Origin of the sequence: Sutcliffiella cohnii (assembly GCF_002250055.1) — a bacterium.
Classification (GTDB): domain Bacteria; phylum Bacillota; class Bacilli; order Bacillales; family Bacillaceae_I; genus Sutcliffiella; species Sutcliffiella cohnii.
On the sequence record NZ_CP018866.1, the window covers coordinates 1,382,985 to 1,400,482 of the forward strand.

At 37.7% G+C, this 17,498-nt stretch carries 14 protein-coding genes; 10 read left to right on the forward strand and 4 right to left on the reverse strand.

Features of this window, described 5'->3' with window-relative positions:
* Nucleotides 1-149 precede the first annotated feature (149 nt).
* The 5 genes from BC6307_RS06610 to BC6307_RS06630 all read left to right on the forward strand — a co-directional run bounded on the left by BC6307_RS06610 (nucleotide 150) and on the right by BC6307_RS06630 (nucleotide 9,020).
* Complete coding sequence (locus BC6307_RS06610) at nucleotides 150-1,262, forward strand: DUF4145 domain-containing protein (protein ID WP_066420012.1); 1,113 nt, start codon at nucleotides 150-152, stop codon at nucleotides 1,260-1,262.
* Between the two features lie 139 nt (nucleotides 1,263-1,401).
* Entirely contained in the window at nucleotides 1,402-2,475 is a 1,074-nt protein-coding gene (locus BC6307_RS06615; protein WP_066420010.1) for a Wadjet anti-phage system protein JetD domain-containing protein, read from the forward strand.
* The gene (locus tag BC6307_RS06620) at nucleotides 2,466-3,977 is read left to right on the forward strand and encodes a hypothetical protein (protein ID WP_235858251.1); all 1,512 of its coding nucleotides are present in this window, start codon (nucleotides 2,466-2,468) and stop codon (nucleotides 3,975-3,977) included. Before BC6307_RS06615 ends, BC6307_RS06620 begins: the two co-directional genes overlap by 10 nt.
* A complete protein-coding gene (locus tag BC6307_RS06625; protein WP_235858250.1) occupies nucleotides 3,974-4,723 on the forward strand; it encodes a DUF6063 family protein in 750 nt (249 codons plus the stop codon). Before BC6307_RS06620 ends, BC6307_RS06625 begins: the two co-directional genes overlap by 4 nt.
* On the forward strand, nucleotides 4,701-9,020 hold the full coding sequence (locus BC6307_RS06630) for a coiled-coil domain-containing protein (RefSeq protein WP_066420006.1): 4,320 nt from the start codon (nucleotides 4,701-4,703) through the stop codon (nucleotides 9,018-9,020). The genes BC6307_RS06625 and BC6307_RS06630 overlap by 23 nt, the downstream gene beginning before the upstream one ends.
* A 344-nt stretch (nucleotides 9,021-9,364) precedes the next feature.
* Here BC6307_RS06630 and BC6307_RS06635 read toward each other — a convergent pair whose 3' ends face one another.
* Both BC6307_RS06635 and BC6307_RS06640 read right to left on the reverse strand, forming a co-directional pair.
* Complete coding sequence (locus BC6307_RS06635; RefSeq protein ID WP_066420005.1) at nucleotides 9,365-10,453, reverse strand: NAD(P)-dependent alcohol dehydrogenase; 1,089 nt, start codon at nucleotides 10,451-10,453, stop codon at nucleotides 9,365-9,367.
* 538 nt (nucleotides 10,454-10,991) lie between these two features.
* The gene (locus BC6307_RS06640; protein WP_066420003.1) at nucleotides 10,992-12,689 is read right to left on the reverse strand and encodes a M3 family oligoendopeptidase; all 1,698 of its coding nucleotides are present in this window, start codon (nucleotides 12,687-12,689) and stop codon (nucleotides 10,992-10,994) included.
* A 265-nt stretch (nucleotides 12,690-12,954) separates the two neighbouring features.
* Between BC6307_RS06640 and BC6307_RS06645 the strand changes: the two genes are divergently transcribed.
* The 4 genes from BC6307_RS06645 (at nucleotide 12,955) to BC6307_RS06660 (ending at nucleotide 14,704) form a co-directional block, all read left to right on the forward strand.
* The gene (locus BC6307_RS06645) at nucleotides 12,955-13,548 is read left to right on the forward strand and encodes a YdeI/OmpD-associated family protein (RefSeq protein ID WP_066420024.1); all 594 of its coding nucleotides are present in this window, start codon (nucleotides 12,955-12,957) and stop codon (nucleotides 13,546-13,548) included.
* Between the two features lie 117 nt (nucleotides 13,549-13,665).
* A complete protein-coding gene (locus BC6307_RS06650) occupies nucleotides 13,666-14,019 on the forward strand; it encodes a DUF1801 domain-containing protein (RefSeq protein ID WP_066420001.1) in 354 nt (117 codons plus the stop codon).
* A gap of 82 nt (nucleotides 14,020-14,101) precedes the next feature.
* Nucleotides 14,102-14,458, forward strand: coding sequence for a hypothetical protein (locus tag BC6307_RS06655; RefSeq protein WP_066419999.1), 357 nt, complete (start codon nucleotides 14,102-14,104; stop codon nucleotides 14,456-14,458).
* 15 nt (nucleotides 14,459-14,473) lie between these two features.
* On the forward strand, nucleotides 14,474-14,704 hold the full coding sequence (locus BC6307_RS06660) for a DnaA N-terminal domain-containing protein (protein WP_066419998.1): 231 nt from the start codon (nucleotides 14,474-14,476) through the stop codon (nucleotides 14,702-14,704).
* Between the two features lie 363 nt (nucleotides 14,705-15,067).
* Here the strand turns inward: BC6307_RS06660 and BC6307_RS25490 are convergent, their stop codons facing one another.
* Nucleotides 15,068-15,181: a putative holin-like toxin gene (locus tag BC6307_RS25490; RefSeq protein ID WP_268874288.1), complete on the reverse strand. Its 114-nt coding sequence runs from the start codon at nucleotides 15,179-15,181 to the stop codon at nucleotides 15,068-15,070.
* A gap of 322 nt (nucleotides 15,182-15,503) precedes the next feature.
* On the opposite strand from BC6307_RS25490, the gene BC6307_RS06665 reads away from it, so the two are divergent.
* Complete coding sequence (locus BC6307_RS06665; RefSeq protein ID WP_066419996.1) at nucleotides 15,504-15,950, forward strand: GNAT family N-acetyltransferase; 447 nt, start codon at nucleotides 15,504-15,506, stop codon at nucleotides 15,948-15,950.
* An 87-nt stretch (nucleotides 15,951-16,037) separates the two neighbouring features.
* On the opposite strand, the gene BC6307_RS06670 is transcribed toward BC6307_RS06665, so the two are convergent.
* Nucleotides 16,038-17,456 carry a PQQ-dependent sugar dehydrogenase gene (locus BC6307_RS06670; protein WP_066419994.1) on the reverse strand — a complete coding sequence of 473 codons (1,419 nt, stop codon included), beginning with the start codon at nucleotides 17,454-17,456 and terminating at the stop codon, nucleotides 16,038-16,040.
* Nucleotides 17,457-17,498 lie beyond the last annotated feature (42 nt).

The window sequence follows — 17,498 nt, forward strand, 5'->3', positions numbered from 1 at the left end:
TTTCAGTTAAAAACCTCTTTTCGGAAAATTGAAAGGAAAAAATTTAAATATAGCGCATGGGCAGTTTTTGCTATATTGTTCCTTAAGTACTATTCCATTAGTATGGTAAAATAACATTAGCAATTTACTAGACCAATAGAGGTGTCCCGATGACTAAATCGACCTATTTTTATACATTTTTAGAACCTGTTTCAAAAGAGTTAGCATTTGTAGCGCGAGAGTTAGAGAACAGTGTGTTTACTAGCCCGCGGACGATGTTGACGCATGCTAGGGTGTTTGTAGAAAACATTTTGCAACAAGTAATGAAGCTAGAAAAGTTAAAAGAAGAGCCTCGGATGACATTAAAAGAACGACTAGATATATTAAGTGATCACGGCATATTAACTGCTGAAGTGAGTGAAGCGTTACATCAAGTACGTCAGTTAGGAAACCAAGCAGCGCATGATGCAAGAATGTTTCGGTTTTCTGAAGCACTTCTATCGTGGGAGGCACTTTTTAAAGTAGTTAAGTGGTACGTTGAGGTGTACGCTCCCTTATCCATCGAAGTCCCAGACTACCAAGATCCAGCCTCTCCAAAAGAAGAAAAAAAGTATGACATATCCGAGCTAGAAGCGCGGTTAAAGGGATTAGAAGAATTGCTTAAAGCGTCGATGCAAAAAGGAGAGAACAATGCCGAAAAAGAAGTGGCAGATTCAACGGAAGCAGCTCCTTTAAAATTCGAAGAGCCTGGAATTACGACTATCCGAAAGATTAGCTATAAAGGAGACAAGGTTGAGGTTCCTTATTTCCTTCGTGATGCTTTCCTTTTACCACAACGTTTCCCTAAGTCTGAAATGTTCCTAATTAGACTAGGAGCAGAACAACAAGCACGGATTATGAGTGAGTTGCCTAGTGATATAGAAAACTTACACAAACACGTGAAACGTTACACCGAAGAAAACGACAGAAGATTCTTTTACGAATTAAAAGACTTTATTGCGGAAGAGAAGGTCCGTAGAGAAGTAGTATTACAACGTCAAGGAGAACTATTGCTGTTTTACAAAGTAGAACATTTGGTTCTTACTAATAAATTGAAGGAAATTCCTCTCACAACAGAAGCTTTTAAAGGTGTCCCGAGTCTAATCCGTCAACTTAACGAAGATGGAATGCATACAGTTGGCCAACTTCCGAAAGAGCTTGTAATTTTAGGGAAGTACAAAAATGTCGGGGTTGTGAATGTTGGGAAGTTGTTTGAGCAGTTGGGGGAGTATAGTAAAAATTAATAAAATATTAGTTTTCAATATTTGTGAGGAAGACATCGTCTCGAATTTCCAAAAAATGTGTGGACGAGGAACCTGTCCCTCTGTCCCACCGATAATGAAGTAGGTTATAATGGAAGGATGTCCTTATTAATGTTAGAAGGTGAGTACAATCGATGTTGTTGAAACGCGGGTGAGAGGTTTTATAGAAGATATTCAGCACCCGAAACAAAAGAAGAAGTTGAATATAAATGATCTAGAGCTTCAGTTACGAAGGCTACTAGATGATTATTTTGAAATAGATGGGTATACGTTATTTTGTCGTGCGATTGAAACGTTGCAAGGAGAAGGAATGCTAACGCCTTTACAAAATAACCAATATAATGGAAGAATTCCGTCTTTACCTTTATATTACTGGGTTAATAAAAAAGTGTTAGAAGTAAAATGGGACCGTCTTGAGATGATGAAGCTAAGTGATACGTTCGATTTTTCTTATTATGAACGGTATCCCGTCTGGCAAACGCCCGAGGAGTGGGATCGAATTCGGAAATTACACGACTTTCTCCAATCAAGTGAGGAACGGGAAATGGTGTCAGTAGAAGAAAGAAGCTTAGAGCTATTTGGGCATGAAAAATTCTTATTAGATGCTGATAGTTTTCCAGAGGGCGTAGGATTTCTAGCTAGAATTGGTGTTTCAGAGGAAAGGCTCAAAATGGTGCACTACGGGGAGCCTTTTGTATTTTGGCTAAAACAAGGAACAGAAATAAAAGATATTCAGCGAGTCCTCATTGTAGAAAATCTATCTTTCTTCCATACTTCTATTCAATTATTGGAGAAAAATCAATTAGATTATGAACCGGAGCTAATCATTTATGGGGAAGGAACAAAAATTGAACGTAGTTTTTCTTTTTTCTTCAAAATGTTCCCGCCCCAAAACTACCTTTTCTATTATGCAGGAGATATAGATGCTTCTGGATACGGAATTCTCATAAGACTAATTGAAAAATATCCAGATTACACGATGCAGCCTGCACTAAAAATTTACCGTAAAATGCTTGAATGCGCTGATCAAAAGAACGAGCAGAAAAGTGGCCAAACACAGAACAGTCACTACCGTAATTCTTTTTTTCAATGGTTTACGGAAGAGGAACAAGAACAGTTAATGAGTTTATGGCAGGAGAATAAGCGTATACCACAAGAAGTGCTGACAATAGAAACGTGGAGGAGATGGATGTGAACGAATCATGGGAAGGTTTTGCCCAGCGAATGCAACGACTAAATCCATTGTTTGAGCTTGGAAGAGGAATGGATGTTGGGGAGTTAAAGCCTCATATTCAAACGATTCTCATGCAAGTGCTTCTCCTCATCTTTTATAGAGAATTAAATGATGATGACAATAGACGAAAATCAGATATTAAATATATGGTGGAAGAGTCTATTAAACATATGAAGCTATTAGCAGATGACAAGCAAATCGAGCGGATCACAAGTGGTCTACTATACCAAGGAAAAGAAGAGTATAGTAAGCCTTTTGAAGCATTATATTACGATGAAATAAGACAATCTTGGGAAACACAAGTTTTTCGCTATGTCACGATGGATGAATTATATACGAACTTAGAGATGGGCGGACAAATTGTTTATAAGCTGACAGATGTCGCGCAAGAAATGATTTTTATGAGTAGAGAGATGGCCGAGGAATTTTCCATCACCATTGAACAGCTGTATAGTATGCAGTTAATTAAAAACGGTAATTTTCGAAAAGCTACGCGTAACCTCGATCACCTAATTTCACGGGTAAACCGCTTAATGGCAAATGAATTCTCTTTTCAAAAGGAAATGACGAACAATCCTAAAATTTTATTAATGGAAGCGGAAATGCAAAGAGCAGACAATCGCATCGAGATTGAGAAGCAATTTGAAGAAGAAAAAAATCACTTCCGTACCATTTCTAGCATGATTGAAAAAACGAAACGAAGAAATGAAGAAGATGATTCTTTACAAAAGGAGCTCATTCTTCTGCAAGAAAAAATCGGCCATACACGGCAATTACATGATCGTTTTGCTAAGCTTGTTATTCAAAATATTTCCTACGAAATGAAATTAAAGGTAGAAAATCCATCCCTCTTTTGGGAAAACAGCTTAGTTTCGTTCCGAGAGCATTTTTATGAAAACTGGGTACTAATAGAAGGTGTTCAATCTTTCACCGCCATTGAACGGATACTGTCACCTTTATTTTCACCAAAGAATGATTTTATTTTGCCACTTGATTGGATTTGGGGAGAACAAGAATTTAATGAAATCCAAACAAATGAGGTAGAAGTAGAGGATGAGGTAGAGGAAAATACGACTAGGAAGCGAGTGACCGACTGGAATTCTGTCATTTCTGCCTGGAGTTATGTGTTTCAATATCTACAAACGTATAAAGAGTTTTCCTTAACTAATTTAGCTGAGCTACCACAAGAAGTACAAAATCTATGGTTTGAAGAATCCGAAACGATTGATCTATGGATGATGTTTGATAAAAAGCCATTGAAGGTTCAAGTGCTGCATCGAAAGGAAGAAACATTGAGTGATGAGCGGGAAATTCTTCTTTATAAACTAATGCAGGAATATCCGCAATTTCAAGTGTTTGAAGGATCAAAATTATATACAGAGTTCGACCATCTAGCTGAACCATTTCAGTGGAATCGAATGAAAATTACTCCATTTAAAATATGTGTAGAGGAGGGGAAATGATGAATGCAGAAACAGTAAAAAAAGCCTCCGCTGTCTATTTCACCTTATTAAAAGAAAAAGTAATCGACGAATCTAGTGAACATTTTCAAACGTATTTTGAACCAGAAGTGCGACAGACGGTTCTTTTATTAGCAGACGAATCAGGTACATATATCATTGAAGCCCCAAAGCGTATTCATTTAGTTGTGCAGCCGACAGGTTCTACGTTTGCGACGAATTTTACTCATATGAAAGACAAGCATAAGCAAGTGGAAACAAAGAAGCACTTTCATCTAATGAGTGTAATTATCATGGCCTTTTTAGCTACGATCGACCGCAACCAAGCAGCAAAAATTCGTACGAAGCGGGAAGGGATTAGCTATTATGCGTTAGAAAGACAAGTAAACGACCTTATTTTGAATTGGGAAAGCATTCTCAAATCGGAGCCTACATACGGAGAAGAAAAACGCATTGACATGAAGGACGTTGTGACAACGTGGAAGTTCATGGAGGTTGACACAGATGATTATGGCTTAAAAAAAGGAAATAGACGGACGCGAATTGGGTTAATTGCTAGCAGTATGCGGTTATTAGAGACGGAAGGGTTAATCGTCATTCTTGACCGCGACGATATTCCAAAGGCAATTCCAAAGCAAGAGCTTTTTGAACGGATAGAATACTTGTACCACGACTATGATCGCTACGAACTATTTAAGAAATTAATGACAACAGAGGAGGAAGAGCATGCCGAGAATACATCGAATTAGAATTGTTGGCCTGAAGTACGATGGCATGCAAAAGCAATATAAAGATACTACCTTTAACTTTCATAATGATGATACGTCCACAAACGGTCTCATTGCGATGATGAATGGTGGCGGAAAAGGAGTGTTTCTACAAACCATTTTCCAAATTCTTAAGCCAGGAACTTCATGGGGGAAACAAAACAATCGTTATTATCAACAATTTTTCTTTAATAATAAAGAACAATTTATTCCGTATACGTTTCATGTGCTCATTCAATGGGAGTTAGACGGAGCAGACCGTCGCCATCTCATTACAGGGGGAATGTTCTCTGCAGAACAACGAATCTCGATGAGTGAGGAAAGTGGTAACGAAACGAAAACATTAGAGCAAGAGGCAAAGATTATTCCTGATATTAGATTTTACACGAAAGAGCTCGAGCGAAAAGAAGAAGCAGCTCTAGAACATATTCCACTATACAAAGACGGTGAGGTAGTGGAAACGGAGAGTCTTACCGATTATTTAAAATGGAATGGCTATGACGTTTACCGAGATACGAAAAAACACTACCGAATTCTTGATACGTACGGTATTAACCGTAAAGATTGGGATATTTTAAAAGAAATTAACAAGGACGAAGGTGGAGTTGGTAAATACTTTGAGGGAGCAGAGGATGATCATTCCTTGTTCCAAAAACGTATTATTCCAACTGTTAGCCAAGTGCTCCAACGTACAGAACATCAAAAAAATGATCTAGTGGAAATTTTTAAGAGCCAAGCTAGCATTGCAAAGGATCTACCAGTTTTACTAAAAAGAGAGCAAGCGCATAAAGAGTTTCTAGAAGATATAGTACCGTTTGAAGAGCATGTAGCAATTGGAGTCGACCATAAAGAGGTAATAAATCGCAGTACAACAGAAGGTAGACAGCTGCTCGGTGCGTTAGAGTTTGTTTTGCAAAAGGAAGAGGAAGACCAGCTTGCTTTAGAGAAAGACATGGAGAACTTAAACGTAAAGCAGGAAGATCTACGCTTTCAAAGAGACAATCTCGAATATGCAAAAGCCCACCGCGAAGTGATGAATTGGGAGAAGAAATTAATAGAAGAAAAAGAGAAACATAGCTCCCTTCAAGAAATCGTCACGGAAAAACTGGAACGAAAAGAACAGTTAACTTTTCACCTTTTGTTGAAAGAGTGGAGCGAAAACGAACAAACAATAAGTGTTCTTACGCAGCAAATTGCAAAATTAGAACAAAATAGTGGCTTAGCAGAAGTGAATCAAAGAATGGATGAAATTAAAGTCGAAGCTACGAAAGAATGGGAGCAGGCGTCTACTACATTACAAGAAGCTGTTACACAATATTTCGGTTATCAAAAATTCTTGAGGAAAAAAGAAAAAGAGCTTTCTAGAGTAGATAAACAAAAGACGACAGAGATAGCTAAGCTTAGCACCGAAATTGATTTCCTATACACACAAATACACGCGTTTGAAGTGAAGGAAGCTGAACTGATTAAACAATTCGGCGACCGCCTAACGTATGATTTACAAGGCTTAAAGGAAAATTTCCTCAAACAAATCGAGGATAAGAAGACTAGTTTAGAAGATTTAAAAGAGAAAGATAAAAAATCTAGTAAAAAACAAAATGAGCTAGCAACTTCACACGGTACACTTGGCCAATCGATTACCTATTTAGAGAAAAAAATAGAAGAATTAAAGGTATCAAAAGAAAAGCAAGATGGAAGAGAAGCGAAACTAGCGGATAAACTATACGGTTTACTAGATGACGTCACAGTGCCGTTTACTAACTCTCTTTTATCGAAATATACGATCCAAATAGAAGAGATGCTTAGTCAAAACAAGCAACAAAGTGAACTTTTGAAAAAAGAACTGTGGGAAACACAAATCGACCACTCTTTAAATGACGAGCCCTTCTGGATTCCGAATAAAGATGTGAAGGAATTAAAAGAATGGATTGATGAGAAAACGGGCATTGATGTGTTTTATGGAACACAATTTCTGCAATCATTAACTGCTGATCAGTTGGAGAAATATACGTCCACCTATCCACTTCTTCCGTACGGCTTAGTCGTAAATGGCCAACAATGGGAAAAAGTGAACCAGCAAGTATTAGCAGGTAGAATGTATAAAAGTCCAGTCCCGATATTTTTACGAGAAGAAATGACGGACGAGAAACAAGCTAGCTCTTTTGTCATTATCAATGGGAATGAAAAAGAGCTAGTAACAAATAAAAACAACTTCACGAACTGGAAAATAGAGATTGCTAAACAGCTAGAAGAAAAGAAAGAAACGCTAAGTGAAATGGATAAAACGGAAGCAACTCTTCGACACATTTTAAAAGAGATGGACCGCTTTTTATCTAGAGAGCTTTCCAGTGATATCGAAAAAGCTTTAACTCAAGAGACGAACGCACTATCAACGAAGAAAACAGAATTACAAGACGTTATTGTCCAAGAGGAAAAGGAAAAAGAATTACAGCTTCAGTTGAAAGAACAGTTAGATAAAACAGCAGATAAACTCGAGAAGCTGACAAAAGATGTTGGATCGCTCGAGGAGTTCGAAAAAGAAAAAACAGTACATCAAGAAAATAAACGAGTGAAGCAAGAAAAAGAGAAACAAAAGGAAACGTTAAGTAAAGAGCAACAAGAACTGAATATAGAGCACCAACAAATTGTTGAACTACAAAGTAAGTGGAATCAAACATATGTGGAATGGAAGCTTACGACCGAACAAAATATTAAACAGGCACAAGAGCTACTCGTTCTTCAAGCTAAAAAAGAAACGGAACAAAAGCAACAGCTAAAAATCGAGAAAAAGCTTGCCACTCAAAAGGAAGACTGGAAAGAAGCACCAGTACCTGAGGAACCGGTAAGCATAGTAGAAAGTATGCATCAAACTGCCCAAAAGGAAGCAAAAGCAGCTGAAAAAGAAGAACGAGCTCAAGGAACAGCTGTAACAGTAGCAGAAACATCTCTACAGCATGCGACGGAACAACGTACGAAAGCAAGTAAAAAGATAGCAAAACATGAAAAACATCCAGAAGAATGGGAAGACCTTGATCTTGAAGTAAAAGAAGTGGAAATTAAAGACCAAACGAAACAAACGAAAGACGAAATCAAGAGGGTTGAAAAGCGTCAAAAAGAAACAGAAACGAACATCGCGGGTTATGAAGGCGATATTTTAACGTTATCTGTTATTTTAAAAGAGGAAGCTTCCGCATTTACGGACGAAGAAGTCGAAATAATAAAAAGTCAAGGCAAAGCATGTATTTTAACCTGGTGTGAGCAGCATCAAGCTATTCAAGAAGAAGGGCAAGAAAAGCATGCGAAAATTGACCAAGCATTAAGAAACTTAAAGCTACTCATAGAAGGTAAAGATTGGGAGATTCGCTTTAAAAATGAAGTGTTGACGACACTTGATCATATGGACACAAGACACTATTCCCATATTCAAAGCATCGTTAAAAACATGAAACGTTTTTCACAAAGTGGATTAGAGCAATTAGAGCGCGACAAAGAACGAGCAGAAAAAGCGCAAAACTTCTGGGCTAGTCGTGCAAGTATGAAAGTGATGAGCATTTCAGAGGCAATCCGTTCAATGATTGCGAAAATGAAATTGAAAAACGAACGAGGAACATTCCCACTCGTCCAGCTGAAAGAAGATATTTTACCGAAAAAGGTGGAGGACATCGAGCCACTTCTAAAGCAGCACTTTGTTTCGGCCATTAACAAAATTACGAAACAATTTGATATGATTGATGACAATAATCGTGCGTTAGACAATGAAATAAAGCAACTCATTAGTGATGAACAAATTTTATTCGTATCGCTACGAAATCGATATCCAGAGTTACTCGTTTACAATATGCGTACAGATAATGCCTTCATGTACGGGAAACCACTGAAGGAACATTATTCAACGTGGCAAACGATCAACCAAGGATCGAAAACGAAATCCGATGGAAGTGGTGGACAAAAGCTATCAGCCCGCATGGTCATGATGATGATGCTACTTTCCGTGAAAGGCGAAACAGATCAAAGTTGGGTACCGTTAGTTTGTGATAACCCATTCGGCCAAGCGGCATCTGCCCATGTTCTGGACCCAATCTTCGCTGTTGCGGAAAAACTAAAGTTCCAATTTATCGTCGTCACACCACCTGAACTCGTCAAAACAGAGATCAGTCAACGATTTGAAGCCTACTATAAACTAGACTTCATCCGCGAAAAAGGAAAAGAAATCGTCTCCGACACGATTGTTCCTGCTTTTCGGATATATCAGGGGGAGGAAGTAGGTAGTGAGGTGTAAGGCGAACTAGATAGTCTTCCTTAGGAATATTGGTTTCAAACCCGAGCCTAATCATAAGTCGAATATCAATAGAGCCAATGCTTTGAGATAATCAAAGTATTGGCTTGTTTTTTTTGACTACCGTATCTTTTAAAAACAAAAAATAACGCACCCTTGAGCCGCACAGCTTAACAGGGTGAGTCGTATTTGATCCACAATGCTGACTCCCTTGAATATGGACTGATAGTGTTACCAGCATTATCAGTCCTTATATATATGTTGTTTTATACGGGAGCGTCGCCGGTACATTTATTAGAAACGAAACTACAATTTCCAAAAATGTGTGGACGCTGAACCTGTTTTGATTAGTTAAAACGCAAAATAGGTTTAATGGCTACACCTTTTTTAGAGTCTTCAAATGCTTCGTTAATTTGTTCAAATTCATAGTATTTAACTAATTTATCAATTGGGAATCGGCCTGCTTTGTAATATTCTACAAGCTGAGGAATAAATACACGGGGAACTGCATCTCCTTCAATGACTCCCATCATAGTTTTTCCTTCTGCCATAATATCATTATGCACATCAATGTTCATTTCAGGGGTTACCCCAACAATCGCTGCTTTTCCTAACGGGCGTAATGCTTGTAAACATTGGCGAACAACAGGAGGTACCCCAGTTGTATCGACAGCATAGTTTGTACCGCCATTTGTAATCGCCTTAATTTCCTTGACAACATCAACTTGTGATCCATTTAAAGCATGAGTTGCACCAAGTTCTTTTGCTAATTCTAAACGACTTTCGTGTATGTCTACGGCAATGATTTGTTTGCATCCAGTGATTTTTGCAGCCATGATTGCACTTAATCCCACAGCACCTGCACCATAAATAGCAATGGTCGAACTAAATTCCGGTTGTAGGCTATTTAATACAGTTCCTGCACCTGTTTGAATCCCACAGCCTAACGGACCGAGTAATGTAAGATCGACGTCTTTATCTACTTTTACTACATTGCGTTCATGAACAACAGCATATGTACCAAAGGAGGATTGTCCAAAGAATGTAGAGAGTTCCTGCCCATTATGGCTTAGACGATGGGAAAAGTCATTAGCAACGCCACCAAAGTTTAGGTCATTAAAAGTTTCACAAACAGTTGGGTGACCAGTCAAACAGTTTTGGCAATGACCGCAGTGTGCGAATGAAAGTACGACATGATCTCCTTCTTCTAGGGTAGTAACACCTTGACCAAGTCGCTCAATAATACCTGCACCTTCATGTCCTAATACGGCTGGCAATGGGGCAATAGCTGCATCACGAGCAACAGCATCTGTATGACACACACCAGTAGCTACAATTTTTACTAATACTTCATTCATTTTCGGCTCAGCTAATTCTACCTCTTCAATCCTAAACACTTGTCCTTTTCCATGTGTAACGGCAGCTTTTATTTTCATTTAAAACGAACTCCTTTATATTATCTGTTCCTTTTATCTTTTGTTTTAATCATAAATAAATACTGAAAAAATTTCACGAGGGGACAGGTCAAAAACCGCTGAAAAGGTCCGACTAAAAATCGTTACGGAATTAAGGTCATATGCAAAAGGGTAATCTTCTTAATACCATTAAAAACTTACCCTTTTGATTGCTTAAAGGTAAATGGCTAAACGAATCGGGGTTTGAGCAAATAAAGTTGTGCTGCGAGATTTAATACTACTTCAGATAGGGGGATGCTTATTTATGACACATTACTTTTAATGCTAGCATTTGCTAGTGTATCGTTTAAAAAAATAACCCACCCTTGAGCCGCACAGCTTAACAGGGTGAGTTGTTTTGACCACAACGGTGACTGAAGGGAAATTACTATTGTGTGGACTGATAGTGTTACCAGCGCTATCAGTATTATATATATTGTTTTATTACGATTTTAAACTAGAAACGAAACTACAATTTCCAGAAATTGTGTGGACGCGGAACCTGTCCCTCTGTCCCACCTTAATGAATATCTTGAATAACCTTTTCCAAGAATTCACCCATTCGCTTAACAGCTGGCTCAGAGAAGTCAAAGCTAACGCCAGTTTCTTCGTAAATAGCTGCGATCGATTGATTGTAGTCGGCACCTGCACCTTTTTTAAATGCTTCAACAGCTGCCTTTGGATCTTTTTGATAGTTCTCTAGTAATTGTAAAGAACCTAGCATCGAGATAGAGTATTCAATGTTATAGAAAGGAACTTGGAAATAATGAAGGGTGCCTACCCAGCTCATCCCAATTGCCTCCTCAAACCCAGAAGTATCAACAGGGTTTAAGCCATAACGTTTGGAGATTTCAAAGTACTTTTCGTCACGCTCTTTCGCAGTATGATTAGGATTCGTATACATCCAATGCTGGAAGAGATCACCTGACAACGGACCGAATAACATCGTAAATGCGCGCTTTAACTCTTCACGTTGTGCACTCTTAAAATCTTCCTCTTCTTTATACAAACGATCAAGCTTGTCTAATAAGAGTAATTCCATCCCGTGAGAATACAGTTCCGCAACTTCCATTCGGTGTTGGTAGTCTTCAATAGGACCGTTCTCCGAAAACTGAAGGTACCCATTCACCGCGTGTCCCATTTCATGAATTAACGCGATGAGAGAGAAAAACGATGGACTAAAGTTTGCGAAAACAAACGTATCCCCTGAAACAGGTAAAGAGGTACAGAAACCACCTGGGCTTTTTCCTTTTCGGTCGCCAAGATCTAGTAACCCTTTTTCTCTCATATAATCGAAACGTTCTCCAAAGTATGGATCTGTATCCTTTAACATCTCAGAAACGCCATCCATAAGCGTAGAAACTTCGGAGTATGGAGGGTTTTTCATTAATTTAGCTGTGTTATCCCAAGGGCGATATGTATCCACACCAAGCTTCGACTTAAAAACATCTGCGAGACGATTCCAAGCTGGGATAATATGTTTCTCAACATTTTCATGGAAATCATAACAATCTTGGACCGTATACTCACGATTTTTCACGACAAACATGTAATCACGATAATTTTCAAAGCCTGCATTTAAAGCGATTTGGTGGCGTAGTTGAACGAGCTCGTCCATAATTGCATCCATCTCGGGCTTAATTTGTTTAATCGCTGAGCCCATCGCGCGATATGCTTTTTCTCGCACATCTCTGTCTAACGAATCGAGTTGGGATTGGATATAAGGAAACGGTTTTTCTTCGCCTTCCCATTCAACGGTTAATCCGCCCATAATTTCACTATATTTAGTATTAAGTTCTTGTTCTTTTACCATTAAAGGAATGTTCTCTTCTCTGAACAGTTTAACTTTCGACTCTCGAACTCTTCGCATCAAACCGTAACGTTTTTCATCTAACTCTTTTACATAAGGAGACTCACAAAATTTTTCATTCAGTTTAGCCTCATATTTCATTAAAAGTGGTTGAATGTTTTGCTGATCGTGAAGGAAAGTTGCCTTAATTTCCTCATCTTCTGTGTTCCGGTAGAAGTCGACTCGGTGACCTGTTAACGCCTCCGAAAGTTTTACATCTAAATCCTTTTCATCTTTTAACCACTCTTCTAGGTCAGAAGCGGATTCGATTGGGGCATCTAGTAAACTTTGAAGTTGAGCCTCGACCCCTGCTACATCTTGTAAATTAATTAGTTCTTTATAATATTTATGACCTAAATTTTGACTCATGAAAACTCCCCTTCCCCTTTTTTAACAATTTTAACTATTTCAATAATAATATTATAGAAACTTAGTTCTAAAATCTAGTTTTTTTGAAAAAAGGTGGAAAGAACAGGAGTAGCGATACGTATTCAAGAAGGAGAAATGCTATTTTTGTAGAAAATCTTAAACTAAAAGGTTGGTTACTTTTAATAAAATAAACCATTTAAGTTAAAATATATGGAGGTTGCTATCAGTGGGCAATTTAGAGATAAGAAGAGGGGAGTGTTACTTGTTGACAAACAGTAAAAAGAATTTAAAGGTTAATGAGTATGTAAGTAATGAAAAAAAGTGGCGGGAAGAAATGGAAAAATTGAGAACAATCATAATAGACTGTGGGTTGACCGAAGAATGGAAGTGGCGCAAACCTTGTTACACATTTCAGGAAAGTAATGTCGTGATCATTCAAGGGTTTAAAGAATATTGTGCGCTTATGTTTTTTAAAGGTGTATTGCTAAAGGATGCGAAAGGGGTCCTAATCAAACTTGGAGAGAATTCACAGGCACAACGCCAGATTCGGTTCACCGAGGTTCGAGAAATTGATGAGATGGAACACATAATAAAATCCTATATTAATGAGGCTATAGATGTCGAAAAGGCCGGCTTGGAAGTGAATTTCAAAGAAAAAACAGACTTAATAATTCCTGAAGAGCTTCAAAATAAATTTGATAAAATTCCTATCTTGAAAACAGCTTTTCAAGCATTGACTCCCGGACGGCAAAGAGCATATGTTATTTATTTTTCACAGGCTAAACAATCGAAAACTCGAGAAACAAGGGTTGAAAAATATATTCAGCAAATCCTCGATGGCAAGGGGTTACATGATTGATGTTTCATAGTGATATCATGTCATTGCATTGACACTCAATGGGACTGTGATGATGTTTTTTATTTAAGGGAAATACTTTTAATTAACCTAGTTCATAACGATATATAGGAGGGCATTATGAATCCAAGAGAAAATATAGAAGTCACGAAATTAATTGAAACGCTCCCTGAGCCTATTCAAGAAATAACGAATAACCTAAGAGAGCTTGTGTTTAAGTCCTCTCCAGAAATTATTGAAGAGGTCAAATGGTCTAAACCGAGCTACACACAAAATGGACTAGTATGTTATTTAGCCGCAGCTAAAAAACATGTGAACCTAGGGTTTTATCGAGGTTCAGACCTTTCTGACAAGGACGGTGTGCTTCAAGGAACAGGTAAACAAATGCGTCATATACAGGTGAAAAAAGTAGAGGACATTAAGCAGGATTTGTTTATTTCTATGATTCAAGAGGCAATTGAACTTAATCAATAACCTCTCAGCTTTTAATTCTATTTTTTAAATAATTTATAGTTTTAATTGAAAGGTATAAATTGAAGCTAAGAGGTGAATTTTTATGAGCGAAATTAGTAATAAAGAAATGTATAAGCAAATGGATGAAGAACGGATTAAAAAGGCATTTAAAAATGGTAATTTCAATGATGCCTTTGTATTGTTCAAATATTCAGTTCTTACTAAAGACGAATTTAGCAAATTACAGCAGTTAAGCACTAAATACGGTGCATTTAACGAACAAATGAAAGTATATTTAAAGGAAGAAGAAATGGAAAAAATAGAGGAAGCATTTAGAAATCATAAAGACAAAGAAGCTGAAGTTTTATTTGAGTTTTCTAAACACCTGTCAGAGAAGGACTTTTATAAAATGAAGCTCAAATGTAGTGCTCCGAAAAATGACAAGATGGAGTTTACATAGGAGCAAGTCGGAGATGTGTGGGGGAATGTTTTAGAACAAATTAAGAATGAAATATCTTCTCCTTCATTTGATACTTGGTTTAAACAGACAAATGGTGAATTAGTGGATGGAGTATTAGTTATTAATTGTGCGAACAGCTTTCAGTTGGATTGGTTAGAAGCAAGGTACAGTGATCTGATTTCAAAGGTTACCGAAAAAATAGTAGGCACTAAATATGACCTTCGATTCGTAGAAATAAAGAGTTGATGGAGAAAACTGTTTGAATGATAATAAGGCTGGATTCTAGTCGGACAGGTACTCAACTTGGATAGGGCTATATATTGTTCAGCAACTTGTTAACAAACATGGTGGAAAAGCAGTAGTTACTGTCCATGAGAATGAATTTATTATGCAGATTCCGTTTAAGAAGAGGAATTAGTGACAGTGGGATTAGATTTTACTACTCCAACACAAATGTTGATTTTAAAAGTAAGTTCAATATATAATATAAGAAAGATCGAGTGCTGGAACACTCGATCCATGTAACTACTTGCCGCCAGAAGAGCGGCTGACCTTAGAAATAGATGAAAGTACAAGAGAAGTAACCGCTATCATTCGGTCAATGGGCGGTTATTTCTCTTTCTTATTGGTGACAAGTGTGATTATGGCTATTACCGCTGTCAAGGATGTCACAATAAACATACCGAAATGAAATAGCAAATGCATAGCTTCATAAGTCACCATTAATACCACCTCCGTTTCGAAAGGAGATGGTCAACCGCCCATCTGCATTATGTAGTTACATCTAAATTATAACGAACGTACATTCTTATTGTCTAGAAAAATTAATAGAGAGATGTGTATGTATTAATGCAGCTATTACATTAATTTCTTAAAAAATTCTCCTTGAGCAACGCAACAGATAGGGTTAGTCGTTCCACAAACTTAAATATTTCCTTGAAAAAAATGGAGTAGGGGACATTTCTCGCTCTTCTTTTTCTGTTCGCAAAATGCTTTAATGGAAATATGGATGGGGAAAATATAAATTGAGGTAAGAGGTGCATATATGGGGTTACAGTTTAAAGAGGCTACAGAAGCAGAGATAGAGGAAATTTATGAACTAGCAGGCGAGAACCGTAAAGAAGCAACGAACCATGATTCGGAAGATAATAGACAAAAAATGATTGAAGCGTATGAGCATTCTGCAAAATATAATGCCTATTTCCTTTGCTTAATGGATGGTGAAACACTTCTCGGTTGGATTCAAATCGATAAAGCGATTGAATATTTAACGGGAGAAGAAATTGGCTGGATTAATGACCTATATGTAAAAATGCCTTACAGAGGGAATGGTTACTCCAAATTATTGATAGAAGAAGCTATAAAAGAATTTAGAAACTTAGGATATAGTGATGTAAGACTAAACGTTTATGCACATAACGAAAAAGCAATGGCATTGTATGAGAAAATGGGATTTAAAGATGTTAGTAAGTTTATGAAAATATCAATATAAAAAAACAATCCACCCTTGCGCTGAAAAGCTTATGAGGGTGGATTCATTCATGAAAAGTTTGCACAGAAAGCCTGTGCCCTTGAGCCACTATCTCCCAACAATTTCAAAAACAGAGCCTTGATTATAATCGGTCACCCTCATTGAGCCGTAAACTCCTAAATATAGCTTAGTTTGAGAGAGATTGGTTCCTAGGCTAGTATAATGAGCTGCCTTGTCTCCAAAATCATAATCCGTTTCAATAATGCTATAGTCATTTTCTATTGAATCGCTTCTAACTCTAGTGTAACCTAAAAACCCTTGACCAGGACCTTGATCAATTCCTTTCCGAGCAAAGTCTGAAAAAACAACGCTTCCCTTTAATGCTGGAATGTCATTTCCCATATAAGCTTGAACTCCAGTAAGTGCTGTTCCTCCAAGCTTATCACGTCTTGGTTCTTCATGGTAATAACTAGTTAAAGGCTGAAGTCGTTTTCCTGTCATTTTAATAGCTTCATTATAAAAGGCAATTGTTTTTTTACTCAAGTCGGAATCTTCCGAGCAATCCTCCACAATGGGAGTAGGTAAATTCCCTTCCCAGCCTCGCCAGCCGAGATTAATAAACCCTTTTTGATTCCATTTTGTATTTGGAATAGAAGCTTGAACAAGTTGTGTGACTGGGATTGGTTTATAATTCATATAGGCAAAGATGGACTCTATCAAAGCCTGCCCGACCTGGCCTACATATTTAATATAATGATTATAATTTCGTTGATAAGAAATTCCTGGGATGTTGCGCACTCCTTTTGCTGTTACAGTTAATGTTTCTTGAATTGGTACCGGAAGTTCATGAAAACGTGTCACGGCAGGTGGTTGCTGGATGCTTGTCATCATACTTACATCGATTTCAATAATTTTCCCCGCAATTTCTAAATCTTTTTGAGCAAGATTATACGGATCAAAACCCGAACCACCATCTCCAGTTGTTAACACAAGTTTCCCCGTTTCTGGTGAAAAATTTAAACTATTGACGCCGTTATGATTATAAAAAGGTCTTCTTAAATTAAGTAAAGTTCGTCGTTTTGTTGGTTGCCCGTTCGATTGAACTATCCATTCTTCCACCGTATCGATATGGTCGTATTCGGTTTCTCTATTCTTCCACTGTAAATTTAACGTATTAGGGTCACAATGGTCCGGTTCAAAGGAATCGTGTGGAGCACCTGGACCTTGTGTACCTGCCACGGAATAATGAAGATAAAACAGTCCGTTATAATAAAATTGAGGATGAAACGCTAACCCGAGTAAGCCTCGCTCGTCATAACCGCCATTCGAAGTACCAAGGTCTAAGACTTGCTGGCGTATATCTAAAAAAGTTCGGACATCTCCGTTTCCAACAAAAAAAATCTCTCCGACTTGAGAGGCGATAAATAATCGTTCCACTGAGTCGCCAGGAAGAATTGCAGTTTTCAAGACCGTAGGCAAATTTATTCCATTCAAAATAGGTCGCAAGCCAACCTTCACTTTATTCAACCCCCTCACACTCCCATCATTTTTCCATCAATAAATATATGA